The sequence below is a fragment of the Luteibacter sp. UNCMF366Tsu5.1 genome, from assembly GCF_900119235.1.
Taxonomy (GTDB): domain Bacteria; phylum Pseudomonadota; class Gammaproteobacteria; order Xanthomonadales; family Rhodanobacteraceae; genus Luteibacter; species Luteibacter flocculans.
Genome location: NZ_FPIS01000004.1, coordinates 230,388 through 250,154 on the forward strand (window position 1 = coordinate 230,388; position 19,767 = coordinate 250,154).

Annotated in this window: 20 protein-coding genes; 4 read left to right on the forward strand and 16 right to left on the reverse strand. The window is 67.3% G+C overall.

Annotation, left to right across the window (positions count from 1 at the left end; all coding sequences use genetic code 11):
- The 7 genes from BT115_RS17340 to rsgA form a co-directional block, all read right to left on the reverse strand.
- Positions 1–1,176: an ABC transporter permease gene (locus BT115_RS17340; protein WP_072323894.1), complete on the reverse strand. Its 1,176-nt coding sequence runs from the start codon at positions 1,174–1,176 to the stop codon at positions 1–3.
- On the reverse strand, positions 1,173–1,907 hold the full coding sequence (locus BT115_RS17345; protein ID WP_072323895.1) for an ABC transporter ATP-binding protein: 735 nt from the start codon (positions 1,905–1,907) through the stop codon (positions 1,173–1,175). Before BT115_RS17345 ends, BT115_RS17340 begins: the two co-directional genes overlap by 4 nt.
- Positions 1,904–3,463 carry an alpha/beta hydrolase gene (locus BT115_RS17350; RefSeq protein WP_072323896.1) on the reverse strand — a complete coding sequence of 520 codons (1,560 nt, stop codon included), beginning with the start codon at positions 3,461–3,463 and terminating at the stop codon, positions 1,904–1,906. The genes BT115_RS17345 and BT115_RS17350 overlap by 4 nt, the downstream gene beginning before the upstream one ends.
- A 4-nt stretch (positions 3,464–3,467) precedes the next feature.
- Positions 3,468–3,662, reverse strand: coding sequence for a helix-turn-helix transcriptional regulator (locus BT115_RS17355; RefSeq protein WP_072323897.1), 195 nt, complete (start codon positions 3,660–3,662; stop codon positions 3,468–3,470).
- Entirely contained in the window at positions 3,659–4,060 is a 402-nt protein-coding gene (locus tag BT115_RS17360) for a hypothetical protein (RefSeq protein ID WP_072323898.1), read from the reverse strand. Before BT115_RS17360 ends, BT115_RS17355 begins: the two co-directional genes overlap by 4 nt.
- 113 nt (positions 4,061–4,173) lie before the next feature.
- Positions 4,174–6,498, reverse strand: a complete 2,325-nt coding sequence (locus BT115_RS17365) for an autotransporter outer membrane beta-barrel domain-containing protein (protein ID WP_072323899.1) — start codon at positions 6,496–6,498, stop codon at positions 4,174–4,176.
- 119 nt (positions 6,499–6,617) lie between these two features.
- Complete coding sequence (rsgA, locus tag BT115_RS17370; protein ID WP_072323900.1) at positions 6,618–7,673, reverse strand: ribosome small subunit-dependent GTPase A; 1,056 nt, start codon at positions 7,671–7,673, stop codon at positions 6,618–6,620.
- A gap of 118 nt (positions 7,674–7,791) precedes the next feature.
- On the opposite strand from rsgA, the gene BT115_RS17375 reads away from it, so the two are divergent.
- The 4 genes from BT115_RS17375 to grxD all read left to right on the forward strand — a co-directional run bounded on the left by BT115_RS17375 (position 7,792) and on the right by grxD (position 11,648).
- Positions 7,792–9,036, forward strand: a complete 1,245-nt coding sequence (locus BT115_RS17375; RefSeq protein ID WP_072323901.1) for an aminotransferase class I/II-fold pyridoxal phosphate-dependent enzyme — start codon at positions 7,792–7,794, stop codon at positions 9,034–9,036.
- 1 nt (position 9,037) lies between these two features.
- The gene (locus BT115_RS17380; protein WP_255369462.1) at positions 9,038–9,655 is read left to right on the forward strand and encodes an SGNH/GDSL hydrolase family protein; all 618 of its coding nucleotides are present in this window, start codon (positions 9,038–9,040) and stop codon (positions 9,653–9,655) included.
- Between the two features lie 93 nt (positions 9,656–9,748).
- Positions 9,749–10,639: a UDP-2,3-diacylglucosamine diphosphatase gene (locus tag BT115_RS17385; RefSeq protein ID WP_072323902.1), complete on the forward strand. Its 891-nt coding sequence runs from the start codon at positions 9,749–9,751 to the stop codon at positions 10,637–10,639.
- Between the two features lie 100 nt (positions 10,640–10,739).
- Positions 10,740–11,648, forward strand: coding sequence for a Grx4 family monothiol glutaredoxin (gene grxD, locus BT115_RS17390; protein ID WP_072323903.1), 909 nt, complete (start codon positions 10,740–10,742; stop codon positions 11,646–11,648).
- Positions 11,649–11,701: 53 nt separating this feature from the next.
- On the opposite strand, the gene BT115_RS17395 is transcribed toward grxD, so the two are convergent.
- The 9 genes from BT115_RS17395 to cobO are packed head-to-tail and all read right to left on the reverse strand — an operon-like array spanning position 11,702 to position 19,759.
- Positions 11,702–12,421, reverse strand: a complete 720-nt coding sequence (locus BT115_RS17395; protein WP_072323904.1) for an adenosylcobinamide-GDP ribazoletransferase — start codon at positions 12,419–12,421, stop codon at positions 11,702–11,704.
- Positions 12,418–12,957 carry a histidine phosphatase family protein gene (locus BT115_RS17400; RefSeq protein ID WP_072323905.1) on the reverse strand — a complete coding sequence of 180 codons (540 nt, stop codon included), beginning with the start codon at positions 12,955–12,957 and terminating at the stop codon, positions 12,418–12,420. Before BT115_RS17400 ends, BT115_RS17395 begins: the two co-directional genes overlap by 4 nt.
- The gene (cobT, locus tag BT115_RS17405; RefSeq protein WP_072323906.1) at positions 12,954–13,997 is read right to left on the reverse strand and encodes a nicotinate-nucleotide--dimethylbenzimidazole phosphoribosyltransferase; all 1,044 of its coding nucleotides are present in this window, start codon (positions 13,995–13,997) and stop codon (positions 12,954–12,956) included. The genes BT115_RS17400 and cobT overlap by 4 nt, the downstream gene beginning before the upstream one ends.
- Positions 13,994–14,515: a bifunctional adenosylcobinamide kinase/adenosylcobinamide-phosphate guanylyltransferase gene (gene cobU, locus BT115_RS17410; RefSeq protein WP_072323907.1), complete on the reverse strand. Its 522-nt coding sequence runs from the start codon at positions 14,513–14,515 to the stop codon at positions 13,994–13,996. Before cobU ends, cobT begins: the two co-directional genes overlap by 4 nt.
- Positions 14,509–15,975, reverse strand: a complete 1,467-nt coding sequence (locus BT115_RS17415; RefSeq protein ID WP_072323908.1) for a cobyric acid synthase — start codon at positions 15,973–15,975, stop codon at positions 14,509–14,511. The genes cobU and BT115_RS17415 overlap by 7 nt, the downstream gene beginning before the upstream one ends.
- On the reverse strand, positions 15,972–16,973 hold the full coding sequence (gene cobD, locus BT115_RS17420; RefSeq protein WP_072323909.1) for a threonine-phosphate decarboxylase CobD: 1,002 nt from the start codon (positions 16,971–16,973) through the stop codon (positions 15,972–15,974). Before cobD ends, BT115_RS17415 begins: the two co-directional genes overlap by 4 nt.
- A complete protein-coding gene (cbiB, locus tag BT115_RS17425) occupies positions 16,966–17,874 on the reverse strand; it encodes an adenosylcobinamide-phosphate synthase CbiB (protein WP_072323910.1) in 909 nt (302 codons plus the stop codon). The genes cobD and cbiB overlap by 8 nt, the downstream gene beginning before the upstream one ends.
- On the reverse strand, positions 17,871–19,160 hold the full coding sequence (locus BT115_RS17430; protein WP_072323911.1) for a cobyrinate a,c-diamide synthase: 1,290 nt from the start codon (positions 19,158–19,160) through the stop codon (positions 17,871–17,873). Before BT115_RS17430 ends, cbiB begins: the two co-directional genes overlap by 4 nt.
- The gene (gene cobO, locus BT115_RS17435; protein ID WP_143144632.1) at positions 19,157–19,759 is read right to left on the reverse strand and encodes a cob(I)yrinic acid a,c-diamide adenosyltransferase; all 603 of its coding nucleotides are present in this window, start codon (positions 19,757–19,759) and stop codon (positions 19,157–19,159) included. Before cobO ends, BT115_RS17430 begins: the two co-directional genes overlap by 4 nt.
- Between the last annotated feature and the right edge of the window lie 8 nt (positions 19,760–19,767).

Genomic DNA, 19,767 nt, shown 5'->3' on the forward strand with positions numbered 1-19,767 from the left:
TCAGCCGGAGATGGCGAGGCGCTCCGAACGGTAGAGCTGTGCGGTACCCCACACCGCCAGCGCCGCGGTCACAAACCCGCCGGCAAGACACAGCCCGGTCTGCCACGCAGGCATGCCGTCGCCGCGCAGCAGTTGGACGATGCCGAGGTTCTGTCCGAGCAGCGGGACCGCATACATCCATGGCTCCGCGCGCACCGGAATCACCGAAAGCAAGGCGCTCGGCAGCACGGGGATGATCATGAGGATCGAGAGGTAGGTCTGCGCCTCGCGATAGCTCTTCGCGAACGCCGAGACCAGCGATTGCAGTGCGGCGAGCAGCAGGATCAGGGGCAGCATCAGCAAGACGACCTGCGAGCCGAAACGCCACCCGAGATCCAGCGCAATACCCAGCTTCTCGGTGGGAATGAACCACGGCGCCGTGGCGAACGCAGCCACGCTGAGCAGCAGGCTCACGACGGAAAAGCTGCAGATCGCCCCCAGTTTGCCGGCCAGAATCTTCCATCGCGCGACCGGATTGACGAATAGCGGCTCCAACGACTGACGCTCGCGTTCGCCCGCGGTGAGATCGATGGCGAGGTACATGCCGCCAAGGAAAACCGTCAGCACGAAGAAGTACGGAAGGAACGAAAACATCAGCGCGGAGCGCGACTGCGACGTCGCCTGGTCGCGATCGGCCACCTGTACCGGCCAGGCCGTCGTCGGCGACAGTCCACGGGCGATCAAGCGCATGGCGCCTTCGCGCTTGCCGTAGCCTTCCACCACGCTGCGCACGCGCATCACCGGCGTGGAAGCGTCGCGTCGCGAGGAATCGTAGATGAGCTCCACCTGCACCGGCTGCCCGTTTTTCCACGCCGCGGGATAGCTCGACGAAATGCGCACCACGATATCCGTCCGCTGCTCGCGCACGGCGTTCTCGGGGTCGGAGAGCGGCGGGGCGGCGTCGATCCCGGCGCTCTTCAGCGCCGCGACGAGATTGGGCGCGAGATCCGCGCCGACGACGGGGACAACCAGCGGTCGATCGGTCTTCGCCAGCTCGCGATTGACCATGACGTTCATCAGCATGATGAACATGACCGGCCCCAACAGTGGACCCGTGATCAAGGCATTGATCAACGTGCGACGATCGCGCAGGTTCTCGCGAACTTCTTTCCAGTAGACGGCGGTGAACGCGCTCATGCGGCAAGCCCCTCGTCGGTACCGATGATTTTCACGAAGGCATCCTCAAGGCTGGTCTCGCCCGTTTGCGCCAGCAGCGCATCGGGTGCTTCGTCGGCAACGACCCGGCCGTGCGCGATCACCACGATGCGATCGCACAGCGCCGCCACCTCCTGCATGATGTGGCTGGAGAACAGCACGCAACGCCCTTCATCGCGAAGCTGGCGCATGAACCGGCGCATGGCGCGGGTAGCCATCACATCGAGGCCGTTGGTGGGTTCGTCGAGCAGGACGTTGCGCGGGTCGTGCACCAGCGCACGCGCGATGGCGGTCTTGACGCGCTGTCCCTGCGAAAAGCCCTCGGTGCGCCGCGCCGCGATGTCGCGCATTTCGAGCGCATCGATCAACGCTTCGCGACGCTGTGCGAGCAGCGCGGCGGGCATGCCGTGCAGGCGACCGAAGTAATCGATGTTCTCAGCGGCCGTAAGGCGCTTGTACAGCCCCCGCGCATCGGGAAGCACGCCGAGCTGGCGCCGTACCGCGAGCGGATCGGTCGAGGCGTCGATGCCGTCGACCAGCACCTGCCCGGAATCGGGCGTCATCAACGTATAGAGCATGCGCAGCGTGGTTGTCTTGCCGGCGCCGTTGGGACCGAGCAAGCCGGTGATTTCGCCATCGCGCGCGGTGAAGCTCACGCCGTTCACGGCGCGCACGTCACCGAAGGCCTTGTGCAGATCCTTCACTTCGATCATGGCGTAGCTCCGTTGAAACCGACGAAGACGGGCAGCGGGGCAAGGCGATCCAGGCAACTCGTATCGAGTGTCTTCGCGTCGGCCTTGTCGATGAAGCGGTCGAGCAAACGCGGCATGCAGCCGCGCGTGACGACGCTGTGACCCTGCCCCTTCAGGACGAGATGACGGCCATTGGGCAGACCCTTGAGCACCTCGTCGCCATAGCGCGGCGGTGTGACGGGATCGAATTCGCCGGACATCAGCAGGGCGGGTACGTCGCTTTTGAGCGGCTCGTGGAAGTTGGCCGGCCGCACGCCATGCGGCCAGACCGAGCAGGCGGCGCGAAACGCCTCGATCATGCCCTCACCGAGAATCGTGTCCTTGTCCTGCGGTCGCGGGCTCAGCAGGTCGGCGTCCTCCGAACAGATCACCGAGTACTGCATGCCGCCGTCCATCGTGTCGCCGAGGTCGCCGGTGAGCAGCTTGGCCTGGCCGAGCAGCGGACCGACGTCGCCGCGCGCGGCGGCATCGATCGACAGCGGAAGCAGCGCCGCCGTTTCCGGCGAATAGGCAAACATGCGCACCACCGTGGCAAGCGAGTATTCGCTGAGCACGCGCTGCACCGACGCGTAGTTCTGCGGATCGCGGAAGCTCACCTTGTGCGGATTGGCGCGTAGCGCGTCGCGCAACTGGTAAAGCGTTTGATAGGGATCGCCGAAGCGCTCGCGACACGCGGCGTTGGCCGAGCAGCGTGCGAACTGCGCCTTGAGTGCTGCGTCGAGGTTCACCGCGAAGTCCTCGCCGAGCACGAGACTGTTCGGTGCGATGCCGTCGAGGATCAACGTGCGCAGACCCTCGGGATGGCGCATGGCGTACTGCTGGGCGACGCGGGTGCCGTAGGAGACACCGAACAGGTCGAACTGCGGGGAACCCAGCGCACGGCGCACGTCTTCCAGGTCAGCCACGGCATCCGTCGTGGTGTAGAAGCGCACGTCTGCATCGCGCGAAAGCTGATCGAGACACGCGCGCGTTTCCTTGCGCACAGCCGCCGCGTCGAAGTTGCTCGTGTCCTCCGCGCCACCGGGAACGCCCGGCTCGTCGTTGCGGCAACTCAACGGATGCGAATCGCCCGTGCCGCGCTGGTCGAGCAGAAGCAGGTTGCGATGCGCCAGCAACGGTGCCATGGCCGGTGCGATCACCGGATAGCTTTCGGCCGCGGATTGACCCGGACCGCCGGCAATGAACGCCACCATGTCCGCCGCGGGTACCTGCGCGCTGCTGCGCACGATGGCTAGGCGGAGCGCGATCTTGCGACCCTCGGGGTGCGCACGATCCTCAGGCACGTTGAACTGTGTACACCACGCCGCGGTGGACAGACCCGTGTGCGGCTGCGCCAACTCGCAGGGCTTCAGTTCCAAGGAACCGACCTGCCAGACGCGCGGCGGCGCCGGCTTTGTCGCGGCGGGCGTCGTGGGTGGCTCGGGTGAACCGCCGTCGCGCGATTGCATGGCGTGCCGTCCAGCCAGGACGGCTACGGCGATCGCCACTACGATGGCGAACCGTGGCGCTGATTTCATGCCGTCATTCCCCTGGGATGAAGATGGCTTCGATAGGCAGGTCGAAGAGCCTGGCGATCTTGAAGGCAAGCGGCAGGCTGGGATCGTACTTGCCCGTTTCCACCGCGTTGACCGTTTGTCGTGATACGTCGAGCTGTTCGCCGAGGTCCGCTTGCGACCAGCCACGCATCGTGCGCAATTCGCGTAGCCGGTTGTTCATTGCGCGTGGTAATGCCGGCGCACCGCGCACTTCGCCACGCCGAAGCAACCCATCAGCACCGGCAGCACCCAGATTGCCACGGACTCCGCGGAGGAGGGCGGGAGCACCTTCGCGTTCAGCAGCATGCCGTACGTGAAAAAGCCGAAGCCGCCGATGCCACCACCGATCGCGATGGCTTCCAGATCGATACGCCGTTCGAATTCGTCCTGATCGCGGATCACGCGCACCATGGCGCGAATGACGAAGGCAATCGGCACGACGGGCAGCAGCGTGACAAGGGTCCGTGCCCAGGTGCCCTCCAGCGTCTTCAGCCAGGTCACGGAGAGCAACAGCAGCACCACGTAGGCAAACATGGCGGGAAAGAACTCACGCAGATAACGCTTGTGGACAGGACGCATGCGAACGACCTCAGGAGGGTGGAGTCAAGTACGCTTGACACATCCTGAGGCCGTTCGCGGGGTCATGTCAAGCACCCTTTACAGCCGTGTGCAACGGTGCGGCGGCTGGGAGGTCACAGCGCGACAGTCAGGCCAAGCCGAGCCGTGCTCCCGGACTCGCCGCCGCGGGTTCGGCGCATGCGGGCCGTCGTGTCCACGGTCGCCGTGACTCGCGCCCCGAGTTCGAAGTGAGCGCCGACGGCGAGGTCGATGCTGCGCCCCGAACGCCCGGTGGCCAACGGCTCATCCGAAAGCCGCAACGTACGTCGTGCATCGTGCGTGGTCGCGTAGCGCAGGTCCGCATACGGCGACCACGCGTGCAACGTGTTTCCCTTCGGTTCGAATGCCAGCGACACCCGCGCACCGAAGCGTGCCGTCAGACGCTCCGGCGAACCCGCCATCACGTCGATGCCGTCGTGATCCATGGCGCGCGTGAAACGCAGACGCTGCCAGAGCAACGCGGCCCCGGGTTCGACGCGCAGTCGCTTGGTCGGTTGCCAGCCATAGGCCATGGCGAGGCTCGCATCGCTGGCATTCGCGCGCAGGCGCGGCAGTACCTCGCCTCGCGATGGCGTACGTACGTCGATGCGGTAGTGGGTAAGCGCGTAGCTCGATGCGAACGACCAGCCGCTTTCCGTCGCCAGCACCGAATGCCAAGCCAGGCCGCGTGCATTGGCGTGAGCGGTGCTCGTGCCGTCTTGCGCACGGGGCGATACGTGCGTGTTGCCGAGCGAGGCCGTGAGACCCATGCGTAGCGTCGCGTCGGCAGAGCCAAGCACCAGAAGATCGCCGCCGACCTGCAAGCCGCTATCACGACGCTCGTAATCGAAGCCATACGATGCGAACGGCAGATTGCTGCGGTAGGCGACGTCGCCGCCGAATGCGCGAACATGCCATGCGGGATCGCGCGATTCATTCGTCCGTTCCGCCTGCACTGCGTCAAGCGACGCCTGGCCGTAGCCGAACAGTGCATGCGGGAGTACCAGATACGTCGGCACCTGCGGCGCGAGCGCCGCACGCGAGCCTCCGCTTCGGCTACGTGCTTCGACATGCGCACTCTGCAGGCGGTAATCCCAGTAACCCTGCCCCTCGCCCTCGACCACACGCTGCGCCGCGTCGCTGCGGCCCGGTTCATAGGCCTGCAGACGGTACTGCCACGGGCCGACCGCGACATAGCCACCCGCGAGGCGGAACGTATCGGCGCGCGCGCTGCCCGAGACCTGAGCCAGACTGATGCCGTCCTTGGGTCCGTTGCGGCCATTCCAGCCGGCCGTCGAAGCACCCGTGCCGCCGACGTTGGTGACGTGAAGAAGCGTCTGACCTGAGGCATCGCCATGGACCAGCAGACGATCGGTGGCCTGCCGCTGCAGCGGGCCACCAGCATCGAGCCGCACGCCGAGCGTGACGCCGACAGCATCCGGCGAGGCCCGCCACGAACCCACGCGCAAGGTGTGGAATTCGGTCCCCGAACGATCGAAAGCGATATGGCCGGCCTGCTCCAGGCGCACCGCCTCGACGTCGCTGTCGCGGGTGAGCGTCCAGGTGCCGTCCACGACGGACAGCGAACTCACGCGACTTGCGGCGCCGCGCCACGTGCCCTCGGCCAACGCGACGTCCAGCGGCGCCGGACCGCTGCGCACGATGTCGCCTTCGAGCGTGCCTCGGCGGGCGTCCAACGAGAGACCGGTATCGCCGCTTTGGACGCGACCACGCACCGTCGAACGGTCGAGCACGACATGCGCCGTGCCGCCCGTGCCCGCTCGCGTATCGATGGCACGACCGTCACGAGCATCCAGCAGCGTCTCGCGAACCTGTGCCTCGCCACCGAAGATCGACAGGGCCATGGCCTCGGCACCCTGCATCGTCACGCGGCTGCGCTGCGCGATGAGACGCGACGCCTCGTCGCTGACCAACAAGCCCGTTCCGCCACTTGCCGAGTGAATCCGTACGTCGTCGAGCAGCGCGAAGCTTCCCGACGTCGTGGCGACGCCCAGACCGTTGTCGGCCGAGAGGTTCACGCGGGTACGGCGCAGGTTCAACATCGCGTTGCGCTGTGCCTGAAGCCCTACACCCCACGTGCCGGGCAGATCGACATCGCTGTCCAGCAGCGATACGTCAGCTCCGTGCGACGCAAGCACACCGTAATTTCGATGTCCACGCACGCCAGCGCCTTCGTTGGCGATCCTGACACCTTCCGCGTCCAGCGTTGCGCGCTCGCCCACGGTCACCGCCGTCGTGCGTGGCCCGGAGGTACGCACCACATCACCGCTGTCGAGCAGTAGCGCCATGCCGTTTTCGACGAGCAACTCCTGTGCTCTCGGCGCGGCGAGCGCTGGTGCGGCAAGTGCCCCCGCAAGCGCGACGGCCAACGCGCGGCGCCCATACGACTTCATGTCCATGACGATTTCCCTGCTCTACGAATGAAGCAGGAAAACTAGTCACCATCGCTCACCGTGTATGTCGGCGCACGACGCTTTGGGCGTAGGAATGCCCAGCGACCGCTCCACGATGAAAACGTTCAATCGGGGTCGCGCGACCAATCCCCGCGGCGTGGCCGACCGGTATGCCGTGGCCCGGCCTTGCGCTTCAGGCGTGCTTCGAGTGTGGCCGCCTGCTCCTCGCGCTCGTCGTGCAGCTTGAGGTAGTTGCGCCAGCGCTGGGGCGACAGTTCGCCCGAGGCAAGCGCCGCCTGGATCGCGCAACCCGGTTCGTTGCCGTGGCTGCAATCGGCGAAGCGGCACTGCGCGGCAAGGGCCTCGATATCCGCAAAGAGATCGAGGTTTTCCTCGCCCGTGAGTTTCAGCTCGCGCATGCCGGGCGTGTCGATGAGGCAACCGCCGGTCGGCAGGCGAAGCAGTGCGCGATGCGTGGTGGTATGCCGCCCGCGGCTGTCGTGCGTGCGCACGGCGCCGGTGGCCATGCGCTCCTCGCCCAGCAGCGTGTTCGTGAGCGTGGACTTGCCGGCACCGGAGGAACCGACGAGCACCGCACTCATACCCGGTCCAAGATAGGCCGCCAGGAGGCCCACCGTCGCCGGGTCCTTGGCGTTGATCGCATGCACGGCCGCTTCGGCGGGCAAGCGTTCGGTAAGCGCGGCCACCGCACCTTCGACATCCACCGCCGTGTCGGCCTTGCTCAACAGCACGACAGGCCGTGCACCCGACCCTTCGACGAGCGTGAGGTAGCGTTCGATGCGCGCGGGGTTGAAGTCGCCGTCGAGGCCGGTCAGCACCAGCACGTAGTCGATGTTGGTGGCGATGATCTGCCGTTCGTAGCGTTCGCCGGCCGCAGCACGCGTGAGCACCGAGCGTCGTGGCAGCACCGCTTCGATCACCGGATGGCTCGCATGGTCGAGGAAGACGAAGTCCCCCACGGCCGGGCGCAGCGACGGATCGAGACCGCGTTTCAGGAAGGGCCCCGCGGGCTGCGCATTGAAGGCGGACGAGCCGTCGTGCAGTTCATAACCGGCCCGATGCTGCGCGACCACGCGCGCAAGGCGGCGTGGATCGTCAGGCAGGGCGGGATCGCGCCAGCCGATATGGCGCAGGCGCGCCAGGTCCGAGGAGTGTTCCATGGGCGCGATTATGCCCTCTCGTCGCCCGTTTTCCGCCTCGCGGGCGCGCAAGGACGCTGTTACGATCCGGTGACGGCGGCCGGGAAAGGGCCCGGCTGCACCTTCGGAAGACGTCTACGTGTCCTCGATCAAGCCCAGCGCGCACCTGGCGGAAGTGCGTTACGAGATCCGTGGCGCCCTGACCCGGCGCGCGCGCGAGATGGAAGCGGCAGGACTGCCGATCATCAAGCTCAACATCGGCAACCCCGGCCGCTACGGCTTTTCGGTGCCGCCACACCTGCGCGAGGCCATCGGCGCGCACCTCGTGGACAGCGAGGCCTACGGGCACGAGCAGGGTCTCGAAGAGGCACGCGAGGCCATCGTGGACCAGCAGCGCGCGCGTGGCGCCGTCGGTGTCGAAGTGGAACGCGTGTTCATCGGCAATGGCGTCAGCGAACTCATCGACATTTCGCTGCGTGCCCTGCTCCAGCCGGGCGATGAAGTGTTGCTGCCGAGTCCCGACTACCCGCTGTGGAGCGCGGCCACCATCCTCAACGATGGCAACCCACGCTACTACCGCTGCCTTGCCGAGAACGGACACCTCCCCGATCCGGACGAGATCGACGCACTGATCGGGCCGCGCACGCGCGCGCTCGTGCTGATCAATCCGAACAATCCCACGGGTGCGGTCTATCCGAAGGCGCTGCTGGAGCGCATCGTGGAGGTGGCGCGGCGACACGGCCTGCTGCTGCTCTGCGACGAGATCTACGACGAGATTCTGTACGACGACACACCCTTTCAGCCCCTTGCTGCGGTGGCCGGCGATCACCCCTGTGTCAGCTTCGGCGGCCTGTCCAAGGTGCATCGCGCCTGCGGCTATCGGGTCGGGTGGATGAGCCTGTCGGGCGATCCGCAGCGCACCGCCGCCTATCGCGATGCCTTGCAACTGCTCGCGGCACTGCGCCTCTGCGCCAACGTCACGGCACAGTGGGCCGTCCGCCCGGCACTGCTCGACGCCCCCACCATCGGTGCCTTGACCTCGCCGGGTGGCCGCCTGCACGAGGCGCGCCGGATCGTGCTGGAAAGCGTGGCGGCCAGTCCGTTCCTCGATGTCGTCGCACCGGGTGGCGCGATCTACGCGTTCCCGCGGATTCGCGCCGACGCCCTGCCCCAATTCGACGACACCGCCTTTGCGCTGCGCCTGCTGGAAGACGAAGGCGTACTCGTGGTGCCCGGCACCAGCTTCAATCTCGCCGCAAGCCGGCACCTGCGCCTCACGCTTCTTCCCGAGCCGGCACAACTGGCCGAAGTCTTCGTGCGAATGGGCCGCGTGCTGGCGCGCATGGCGGACGAAGCGCAACCTGCGGCGAGCGCGGTGGCCTGAGGTGGCGCCGGCTCGTTTTCTCGCCCTCGGCGATTCCTACACGATCGGCGAAGGCGTAGCGGAAGCCGGCCGTTGGCCGGTGCAACTGGTCGCTCGCCTGCGTGAACACGGCATCGCGGTCGACGGGCCGCGCATCGTCGCAACCACCGGCTGGACCACCGACGAGTTGTCGGCCGCCATGCATGCGGCCGCACTGACACCGGGCTGGGCCCTGGTCACGCTGCTGATCGGCGTGAACGACCAGTATCGCGGGTACCCCGCAGCGGGCTACCGGGAGCGTTTCCTCGGTTTGCTCCAACGTGCCGCCGATCTGGCCGGCGATGTGCGCCGTGTCGTGGTCGTTTCCATTCCCGACTGGGGCGTCACGTCGTTCGCCGAAGGGCGCGACCGCACCGCCATCGCGAACGAGATCGACACCTTCAACGCCATCGCCCGCGATGAAACGCTGCGGGCGCATGCGCGCTGGGTGGACGTCACGCCAACCTCGCGCGACGCCGCGGCAAACCCCGGCATGCTCGTGGATGACGGGCTGCATCCGTCCGCTGCGCAGTACGCCATGTGGGTCACCCTGATCGCTCCCGCGGCCGAGGCGGCACTGCGCGAACGCGGCACGCCGTAGCGACCACCGCAACCTCGCTGCAACACCTTCGCCATGCGGCGGTTACCTCATGGCCCGAGACTGGGGACCCGGGACCACTCCCGGGAACCTTCCATGGCGAAGCTCACCTGCCGCAGCGCCTTCATCTCCGACGTGCATCTCGGTACGCCTGACTGCAAGGCGGCCTATCTGCTCGATTTTCTTCGCAGCCTCGACTGCGAGCGCCTCTACCTCGTCGGCGACATCGTCGATCTGGAAGCGCTCGGTAAGCGCCACTGGTGGCATGCGGACCACACCGCGGTGATCGCCGAACTGGTCGCCATCGCCGCGCGTGGAGTGGAAGTGATCTACCTGCCCGGCAACCACGACTACCAGTTACGCGGTCTGGCGGGCTCCAGCCTCGCGGGCATCCGCGTGGAACTGGACGCCATCCACGAAGGTGCGGACGGTCGGCGCTATCGCGTGAGCCACGGCGACGAATTCGATCCCGAGCACGTCGGTCGGCGCTGGATCTCGTGGCTCGGCGACACGCTGCATCGCTTCATCTGCTGGGCGAACCGTCGCGTGCACGCGGTGCGCTCGCGTCTCGAACTGCCCTATCTGCCGCTGTCGATCATCCTGAAGTCGCATGTCGGCGCGGCGCTGGAATACATCCGCGGCTACGAACAACGCGTGGCGAACGACGCGCGCGAGCGCGGCTTCGATGGGCACATCTGCGGACACATCCACTTCGGTCACGTCCGCCCGATGGACGGCGTGCTCTACCTGAACGATGGCGACTGGGTCGAGCACTGCACGGCCCTCGTGGAGGACTTCACCGGCGCCATGGAACTCATCCACTGGACGGAACAGGTCACGCCGCTGGGCCGGGTCAGCCGGGAAACCGTGCTGCCTTCGCCGGAAGCCGTGCTGGGTTTCGCCCCGCTGGCCGACTGCCGGGCCAACCTCTCGGCCCTGCGCGGGACGGCTCCCGCCCTGGACGATCTGGCGTCGCTGGTGCGCTGAGGCCGGGCGCCCAGGCGCCTGGCCGGTTGAAACGGGGCGGAACGGGCCCATGTGCGGTGGATGCCGGTAAAATGGCCCCCTTTCCTCCGCGGTGACCCCCATGGCCCTTGATACCCCCACCCGCGAGCGCATCGAAACCCTGCTCGGCCAGCACGACGTCGTGCTGTTCATGAAGGGCACGCGCCAGCAGCCGATGTGCGGTTTCTCCGCCGCGGCGATCAATACCCTCAACGACGTGATCCCGAGCTACCACACGGTGAACGTGCTCGAAGACCCGGAGATCCGCGAGGGCATCAAGGAATTCGGCCAGTGGCCCACGATTCCGCAGCTCTATGTAAAGGGCGAACTGGTCGGCGGATCGGACATCATTCGTCAGATGTACACGAGCGGCGAGCTGCACACGCTGTTCGGCCAGGCCGCGCCGGACCGCACGCCGCCGGAAATCACCATCACCGAAAAGGCGGCGGAGGCCATCCGCGGCGGCATGGCCAATGCACAGGGCATGGCGTTGCACCTCGAGATCGGCCCGGACCATAGCGCCGGCTTCCAGCTGGCGCCGGCAGGCGACCACGACATCGTGACCGTCGCCAGCGGGATCGAGGTGCACTTCGATCCGGGCAGCGCCGCACGCGCCAACGGCATCGTGATCGACTGGGTCTCCACCGTGCAGGGCGAAGGCCTGAGCCTCAAGTTCCCGGGCGCCGCCGAGATCGCCTCGATCGGCGTGCAGGAGCTGAAGGCCAAGCTCGACGCGGGCGACGTGGTGCTGGTCGATACGCGCCCGGCACACAACCGCGCAATGGTCGAACCCATCGCGGGCGCGCGCATTCTCGAAAACGAAGGCTACGAGGCACTGGGCCAGCTCCCGAAGGACACGCCGATCGCCTTCATCTGCAACGTCGGCGTCTCCAGCCGCGCTGCCGCCGAGCGCTTCGCCGCGCACGGCTTCACGCAGGTGTTCAATGTCGAAGGCGGCATGGACGCCTGGATGCGCGAGATCGGCGGCTGAGGTCCTCACCGTAGCCCTACGGCCGTGTCGGTGACGACACGGCCGCGATCGCCTCAGCGTGCGACGACCAGCACGACGACCGTCACACCCTCGATCATTTCGATGAGCGCGCCGGCCGTATCGCCGGTGAAACCGCCCAGCCGACGCACGACCGCACGCCGCCATAGGGCGCCCGTCGTCACGGCGGTGATGAGGGCCCAGATGCCCGCCATACCGAACGCCAGCGACACCGCCGCGCTCAGTGCGAGCGCGATCCAGCACCCGTTCGCGGGCGCGCCGCGCAGCGGTTCGCCGAGCCCGCCGCTGCGCACGTAGGGCGTGGTGAGAAACCACGCCACGACCGCTCCGCGCGCCAGCAAGGGCGGCAACACGAGCAACCACGTATCGCCGAGCGTGGCGAGCGCCGAGAACTTCAGCAGCAACACCGACACCAGCGCGACCACACCCGCCGGGCCGCTGCGCGGGTCTTTCATGATGGCAAGCGTGCGCTCCCGGTCGCCCATGCCGCCGATCCATGCGTCGGCGCTGTCCGCCAGGCCGTCCAGATGCAGCGCCCCGGTCAAAGCCACCCACGCGACCACGACCACCGCGGCCAACGGCAGCATCGGCCACGCGTGCATGACCGCCACGAGCCCGGCCAGCAGCAAACCGACGATGCCGCCGACCAGCGGATACCACTTCAACGAAGCCGCCTGTGTCGCAGGATCGATGCGTTGCACCGGCACGGGCAATCGGGTGAGAAAGGCGAACGCGACGGCCAGCCCGCGCATCAACGCCCCCAGGTGAGCGGATGCAACGACGCGTGTGGAACATCGATGCCCGCCATGTCGCCGAAGCCTCGTCCCTCGGCGATGCAGCGGAGGAGACGAATCGCGCCCCCATGCGTCACCACCAGCACGCGCGCATCGGCCCCTTCGGTCGCCACCGCATCGAGTGCGGCAACGAGGCGCGCACGAAACGCATCGAAGGTCTCCGCCTCCGGTGGCGGACACGCAACGGGATCCGCCCAGAAGCGCCCCAGCGCATCGCCATCGCGTTCGGCGAGCGTCTCGATGGGTACGCCCTGCCATGCACCGAAGTGATACTCGGCCAGTCGCGCATCGATACGCAGCGGCACGCCGCGCTCCGCAGCAAGCTCCCCGGCAAACGCGGCGCAACGCGACAGCGATGAGGAGACGATGCGATCCCAGGCGCGTTCGCGCACCGCCGCCCTGAGTTGCTGCCAGCCAAGCTCGGACAGCGGATCGTCGAGTTGTCCGCGATAACTGCGCTGACCCGTGTCGCCGTGACGAAGCAGATCGATACTCATCCTTCCGACACCCCAGCTTCCGCGAATGTCGCCATCGAACCGTGCAGTGCGCAAGCCAGGCGCAACAGCGGCACGGCCAGTGCCGCGCCACTCGCTTCGCCGAGACGCAGGCCAAGATCGAGCAATGGTTCGGCGTCCAGCGCAGCGAGCACCCGCGCGTGGCCTTGCTCATGCGAACGATGGGCGAAGATCAGCCATGGACGTACGCCGGGATGCAGCGCCGTCGCAGCGAGTGCCGCCACGCTGCTGATGAATCCATCCACCAGCACGGGCAGGCCATGTTGCGCGGCCGCCACATAGGCGCCGGACAGCGCCGCGATTTCGAAGCCACCCAGGCGGCGCAGCCGCTCGCGTGGCGAGGTCGCCAGCGCATGCACCTGTAGCGCCTGCGCGATGACGGCAGCCTTGCGCGCGATGCCATCGGCATCGAGTCCGGTACCCGCGCCGGCGAGTCGTTCCGGCCGTTCGTCCAGCAGCGCGCACGCAAGCGCACTCGCGACCGTAGTGTTGCCGATGCCCATGTCGCCGCCGATGTAGATCTCGGCACCGGCAGCAACCGCATGGCGAACGCTGGCAAGCCCCGCATCGAGCGCCGCATCGAGTTGCGCGTCGGTCATGGCGGGTTCGATACTCAGGTTCGCCGTGGATGGCGCGATTACCTGTCGGGTGACACCGTCGATCTCGCCGGGATCGTTCACCGTACCGAGATTCACCACTTCCAGAGTGGCGCCGAGTTCGCGTGCGAGGACGGCGATGGCCGCGCCGCCACCCGCGAAGTTACGCAGCATCTCGCCCGTGACGGCCTGCGGAAATGCGGAGACGCCTTCGGCCGCCACCCCGTGATCGCCCGCGAAGACGGCGATCCAAACGCGGTCCGCGCGGGGTCGCTCGCTCCTCTGCAATCCGGCTAGCCGCACGGCCAGTGCCTCGAGCGCACCGAGCGACCCCGGCGGTTTCGTCAGCGTGCCCTGCCGCGCCGTGGCAGCGGCGATGGCGGCACGATCCGGAATGCGACAGGGCACGGTGAGCCAGTCGGTCATGGCGACGGTCCTTTCAAAGTGAGGGGCAGGCCCGCGGCGACGAAGACCACGCGGTCGCAACGTTGCGCAAGCGCTTGATGGAGACGGCCAGCTTCGTCGACGAAGCGACGGGTGAGTTCGCCCAGCGGCGTGATGCCGAGCCCGACCTCGTTACTTACGAGAACGACGTCGCCGGGTGCGGCAACCAGCGCATCGAACAGCGCGTCGCGCTCCGTGACGAAGCGCTGTGTGTCGCCTATGCCGAGCAGGTTCGACAGCCACAGCGTGAGGCAATCGACGAGCAACAGCCGGTGATCGCGCGCATGCTCGCGCAGCGTTGCAGCCAGTGCGAGCGGTTCCTCGATCGATATCCATGCGGAAGGACGGCGAGCGCGGTGATGCGCAATCCGCTGGGACATTTCGTCGTCGAGCGCCTGCGCGGTAGCGATGTAGACCACTTCCCGTCCACTGTCGATCGCGAGACGTTCCGCCAGTGCGCTCTTACCGGAACGCGCGCCGCCGAGAATGAGCGTCAACATGGGTCGAGGCCGAACAAGCGCATGAGCATCGAGACGTCCATATGTGCGTCGATCGTATCGGCGAGACGATCCAGGCTGGCTTCGCGCAGCGCCTTCACGTCCAGCGGTGCGCTCTTCGTCAGTCCCGCTTCACCGAGCCAGTGGGCCAGCGCTTCAGGATGATCGAACACGCCGTGGAGGTAGGTGCCGACGACGCGTCCATCATCCGAGCGGGCACCTTCCGGCAGACCGTCGTCTCGCCACAAGGCGGGCCGCGCCATGGCCGGCCCGACGCTTACCCCGCAATGGATCTCGTAACCGCTTACTGCGGCATCGCCGGGTACGAGTCTCCCGGTCACGAGGCGCAGTTGCTTGGTCGGCGCCAGCGTGGTGTCGAGATCGAGCAGGCCGAGACCGTCGCTCGATCCCGGCGGACCTTCGATGCCCTCGGGGTCGTGCACGGTACGCCCAAGGATCTGCATGCCACCGCAGATGCCGAGCACGCGGCCACCGTAGCGAACATGGCGCAGAATCGCCTCGTCCCAGCCCTGCGCACGCAACCAGGCCAGGTCGGCACGCGTGGATTTGGAGCCCGGCAGCACGACGAGATCGCAGGGCGGAAAGGCGTGGCCCGGGCCGATGAAGGTCACGGCAACGTCCGGATGCAGGCGCAGCGCGTCGAGGTCGGTATGGTTGCTGATCCGTGGCAACACCGGTACGACGACGCGCAGGCGTGCGCCGCTTCGCTGTTCGCTCTTGCGAGGGAGCGCGTCTTCCGCTTCCAGCACCAGCCCGTGCAGATAGGGCAGCACGCCGAGCACGGGTTTGCCGGTGTGTTGCTCGAGCCACTCGAGCCCGGACTGGAGCAACGCCGGGTCGCCGCGGAAGCGGTTGATGACGAAGCCGACGACGCGCGCGCGTTCGCTCTCCGACAGCAGCGCAAGCGTACCGACCAGGTGCGCGAAGACGCCACCGCGATCGATGTCGGCGACGAGCAGCACCGGGCAATCGACGGCCTCGGCGTAGCCCATGTTCGCGATGTCGCGATCGCGCAGATTGATCTCCGCGGGACTGCCCGCGCCCTCCACCACCACGGCCTCGTAGGTATCGACGAGTCGTGCATGCGAGGCGAGCACGGCATCCATCGCCACCTGTTTATAGGCGTGATAGCCGACGGCATCCATGTTGCCCACCGGATGTCCGTGCACAATCACCTGGGCGCCCGTATCGCTGTTCGGCTTGAGCAGCACCGGATTGAAATCCGTATGCGGGGCGACGCCGGCTGCCTGCGCCTGCACGGCTTGGGCACGGCCGATTTCGCCTCCGTCCACCGTGACCGCCGAATTCAACGCCATGTTCTGCGGTTTGAACGGCGCGACGGCGACGCCGCGACGATGCAACCAGCGGCACAGGGCGGCCACGACGGTGCTTTTGCCGGCGTCCGACGTGCAGCCCTGCACCATGAGCACCTTCGCGCTCATGCCAGCACCTCGGCCAGCGCTCGGTCGAGCCGTGCGAACGCCGCGTCATCAGCGGGAAGACCGAATCGAAGTGCTTGCGGTACCGCGAAGTGGCGAACCAGCACCGCGCGTCGCGCCAGCGCGTCGTGCAACGCCCCCGCGCGGTCGTGCCGAACGTACTGGAAGAACTCGCAGCCGCCGGAGGGCGGCAAGCCGTGACCGCTCAACAACGTGGCGAGGCGCGACGATGCCTGCTGCAAGCGATCACGCGCCTTGGCCTGCCATGCCGTATCGGCAAGCGCATGGGTCAGCACGTAGCGCGTCGGTCCGCTCAACGTCCAGGGCCCCAACGCCTCGGCCAGCGCATCGAGCAAGACGGGCCATGCCGCAACGAAGCCCGCACGTGCGCCAGCGAGGCCGAAAAACTTGCCGACCGAGCGAAGCACGATGAGCCCTTCGCACCGATCCGCAAGAAGACTCTCCTGCGGACGCGTATCGACGAATGCCTCATCCACGATGAGCCAGGGCATGTCACTCACCGACGCTCCGGCATCTGCCGAGCGACGTCTCATCGCATCGAACAACTGCTCGCGCAATGCGCACTCACCGGTCGGATTGTTCGGACGAACGACGATCACGACATCGAAGTCAGCGACGCGGGCGAGCAGATCGGCCAGCGTCAGCGATGTCACCTCGTGCCCGGCCTGCCGCCAAGCATGGGCATGCTCGGCGTAGGTGGGTTCGATCACGGCGACGCGCGATCGCGCACGCAGCCGCGGCAACGCGGCGATGGCCGCCTGCGATCCCGCCACGGGAAGCAGGTCGTGAACACCGTAATACGCGCGCGCCGCGTCGAGCAGCCCATCGTCATCTTCGGGAAGACGCTGCCAGGCACGCGAAGGGATGGGCGGTACGGGCCACCCGTAGGGACTCACGCCCGTGGAGAGATCGAGCCACGCGTCGCGAGCGATGCCGTAGTCGCGTGCGGCGCGTTCGAGTCGGCCACCGTGCTCAAGCATGCGCGGCCACCCCACCCAGCGATGCGACCACGAGCCATGCGATCGTGCCGCGATCCACGAGGCGCAGTGCGCGGCGGATCGTCTGCGCATCCGGTGCGTCGCCCTCACCAAGGATAGGGCGCTCTTCCCACTGGCCGTGATAGGGCGCCGCGCCGCCAAGCTGCGTGCGCAAGGCGCCCGCCCCCGCCGCCATCACGGGGCCTGCATTCGGGCTGTCCCAGATGGGGGCCTGCGTGCGCCAGCAACGCCATGCCGTGACGAAATGGCCAAGGGAGGCATAAGTGAATGCCGTCAACCGCGCGGGGACGAACCCGAGCACGTCGTCGATGCGCGCTGCCGCGCTGCCGAAACGCCCGTAGCGCGGCGTGCGGTAGCCCCACATGGCATCGAGCGTATTCGCGAGACGAAACAGCAAGGCGCCGGGCGCACCGAGCAGCACGAACCAGAACAAGGCACCGAACACGGCGTCATGCCCGTTCTCGAGCACCGATTCCGTGGCTGCCGCAGCGACCTGCGACGCGTCGAGCACCTCGGTGTCGCGACTGACCATCCGTCCGACCGCGAGGCGCGCCGTCGTGAGATCGCCATCGTCCAGTGCATCGGCAACCGAGCGTGCATGCTCGCCGAGGCTGCGCCGACCCAGCGCGAGATAGAGCACGAGGACGTCGATGGCACACGTCACCGGGAACGGAACAACACGGCGAACGCTCCACAACAGCACGACCGCCGGAAGTACCGCCACCGCCCAGGCGGCGATGCCGGCCCAACGACTGTCCGCGTGCAACCACTTTTCCACCGCACTCGCCCACCGACCGAAACCAACCAACGGGTGACAACGCCGCGGCTCGCCGAACAGCGTATCCAACAGGTAAGCCGCGAACAGTGTGAGCGCCAGCGTCATGGGAGGAACAGGCGCACCGCCGCATCCGGCTGCGACGGAAAATAGAAATGCACGAAACTCGCGGTCATGCGATCGCGTCGATAAATGCGCTCGGCCGTGGGTCCGCCATGTGGGTTGTGTGCGGTTGCCAACGCACCGCTGCCGATGCTCGCCTGCGCATAGTGGAACGAGTGTCCGCGCAGAACTCCCTCCGGAAGCGCTGCCTCCTGCATGCCCAGTGCGGCGAGCCGGGGCTGCATCGTCGCGTGTCCTTCGAGCAGTCCGGCCATCGTGCCGGTATGCCCCTCGCGATCCGCAAGCCGATCCAACGCGTAGAGCAGACCGCCGCATTCGGCGAGCAGTGGCCGGCCGGCGTCCACGTGCGCGCGAAGATCGCGTCGAAGATCGTCACGTGCCGCCAACGTGTCGATGTGCAGTTCGGGGTAGCCGCCCGGCAACCAGACCGCGTCGCACGCCGGCAACGGATCGCCCGCGAGCGGCGAGAAGAAGAGCAACTCCGCACCGGCCTCGCGGAGCAAATCGATGTTCGCCGGATACAGAAAGGCAAACGCCGCATCCTGCGCGACCGCGATGCGCACCCCATCGAGACGCACGCGCGATGCCGGCAGCACGACGTCATCGAAGATCACGGGTGGCGGAAGCGGGACGCGATCCTGCGCCTCCCAGGCATCGGCCAACGCATCCAGCCGGGCGTCGAGGTCGTCCAGCTCCGCGGCAGCCACGAGGCCGAGGTGACGTTCCGGCAAGGTCAACGCAGCGTCACGCGGCAACGCGCCGTACCAGTCGACACCGGCGGGCAGGCTGTCCCGCAGCAAGCCGGCGTGATACGCGCTGCCGACGCGGTTGGCGAGTACGCCGCTCAGGCGAAGCGACGGACGATACGTAGCCAGCCCATGTGCCAGTGCGCCGAAGGTCTGCGCCATGGCGCTGCCGTCGATCACCGCGAGCACTGGCAGGCCGAAAGCGATGGCGAGATCCGCGCTCGACGGCGAACCGTCGAAGAGCCCCATCACGCCTTCGACCAGGATCAGGTCGGCGTCACCGGCGGCCTCGTACAGGCGCGCACGCACATCACCGTCCCCACCCATCCAGGGGTCCAATTGATACACGGGCGCACCGCTGGCGCGCGCCAGGATGGTGGGATCGAGGAAGTCGGGGCCCGTCTTGAACACCCGCACCCGCTTGCCCCGACGTGCATGCGCGCGCGCCAGGGCCGCGGTGACGCTGGTCTTGCCCTGCCCGGAAGCCGGCGCCGACACGAACAGCGCAGGGCAGTCGCGACTCACAGCTCGATCCCCTTCTGCGCACGGATACCCGCCTGGTACGCATGCTTGACCACGCGCATCTCCGTCACGGTATCGGCCAACGCGACCAGGTCATCCGGGGCACCGCGCCCCGTGATGATTACGTGCTGCTGCGGCGGCCTCGCGAGGAGTACCGCCAGTACCCGATCGAGCGGAACATAGCCCTTCACCAAGGCGATGTTCAGCTCGTCCAGCAGCACGAAGTCCATGCTCGCATCGCTCAGCATGCCCTCCGCGACCTCCCAGGCCGCCATCGCGGCGGCGATATCGCGCGCCTTGTCCTGGGTCTCCCACGTATAGCCCTCGCCCATCACGTGATAGCTCAAGGGGCCATCCTCGAACAGACGGAAGAAGGCCTCTTCGCCCGTGGAAAAACTACCTTTGATGAACTGCACCACGCCACAGCGGAAACCGTGCCCGAGCGATCGCGCCAGCATGCCGAAGCCCGACGAGCTCTTGCCTTTGCCATTGCCGGTGTTCACCACAAGGACGCCGCGATCGATCGTCGCACGTGCGATGCGGCGATCGATCAGCTCCTTCTTACGGCGCATGCGGTCGCGGTGGCGCGCCTCGTCGTCCATGGTGGCCC

Bases quoted from the DNA above. Each gene is read 5' to 3' on its own strand.
- cobO (WP_143144632.1), bottom strand. From the start codon at position 19,759: ATGGACGACGAGGCGCGCCACCGCGACCGCATGCGCCGTAAGAAGGAG.
- BT115_RS17355 (WP_072323897.1), bottom strand. From the start codon at position 3,662: ATGAACAACCGGCTACGCGAATTGCGCACGATGCGTGGCTGGTCGCAA.
- BT115_RS17350 (WP_072323896.1), bottom strand. From the start codon at position 3,463: ATGAAATCAGCGCCACGGTTCGCCATCGTAGTGGCGATCGCCGTAGCC.
- BT115_RS17345 (WP_072323895.1), bottom strand. From the start codon at position 1,907: ATGATCGAAGTGAAGGATCTGCACAAGGCCTTCGGTGACGTGCGCGCC.
- BT115_RS17340 (WP_072323894.1), bottom strand. From the start codon at position 1,176: ATGAGCGCGTTCACCGCCGTCTACTGGAAAGAAGTTCGCGAGAACCTG.
- BT115_RS17385 (WP_072323902.1), top strand. From the start codon at position 9,749: ATGGCGAAGCTCACCTGCCGCAGCGCCTTCATCTCCGACGTGCATCTC.
- cobD (WP_072323909.1), bottom strand. From the start codon at position 16,973: ATGCTTGAGCACGGTGGCCGACTCGAACGCGCCGCACGCGACTACGGC.
- grxD (WP_072323903.1), top strand. From the start codon at position 10,740: ATGGCCCTTGATACCCCCACCCGCGAGCGCATCGAAACCCTGCTCGGC.
- cobU (WP_072323907.1), bottom strand. From the start codon at position 14,515: ATGTTGACGCTCATTCTCGGCGGCGCGCGTTCCGGTAAGAGCGCACTG.
- cbiB (WP_072323910.1), bottom strand. From the start codon at position 17,874: ATGACGCTGGCGCTCACACTGTTCGCGGCTTACCTGTTGGATACGCTG.
- rsgA (WP_072323900.1), bottom strand. From the start codon at position 7,673: ATGGAACACTCCTCGGACCTGGCGCGCCTGCGCCATATCGGCTGGCGC.
- BT115_RS17400 (WP_072323905.1), bottom strand. From the start codon at position 12,957: ATGAGTATCGATCTGCTTCGTCACGGCGACACGGGTCAGCGCAGTTAT.
- BT115_RS17415 (WP_072323908.1), bottom strand. From the start codon at position 15,975: ATGAGCGCGAAGGTGCTCATGGTGCAGGGCTGCACGTCGGACGCCGGC.
- BT115_RS17360 (WP_072323898.1), bottom strand. From the start codon at position 4,060: ATGCGTCCTGTCCACAAGCGTTATCTGCGTGAGTTCTTTCCCGCCATG.
- cobT (WP_072323906.1), bottom strand. From the start codon at position 13,997: ATGACCGACTGGCTCACCGTGCCCTGTCGCATTCCGGATCGTGCCGCC.
- BT115_RS17365 (WP_072323899.1), bottom strand. From the start codon at position 6,498: ATGGACATGAAGTCGTATGGGCGCCGCGCGTTGGCCGTCGCGCTTGCG.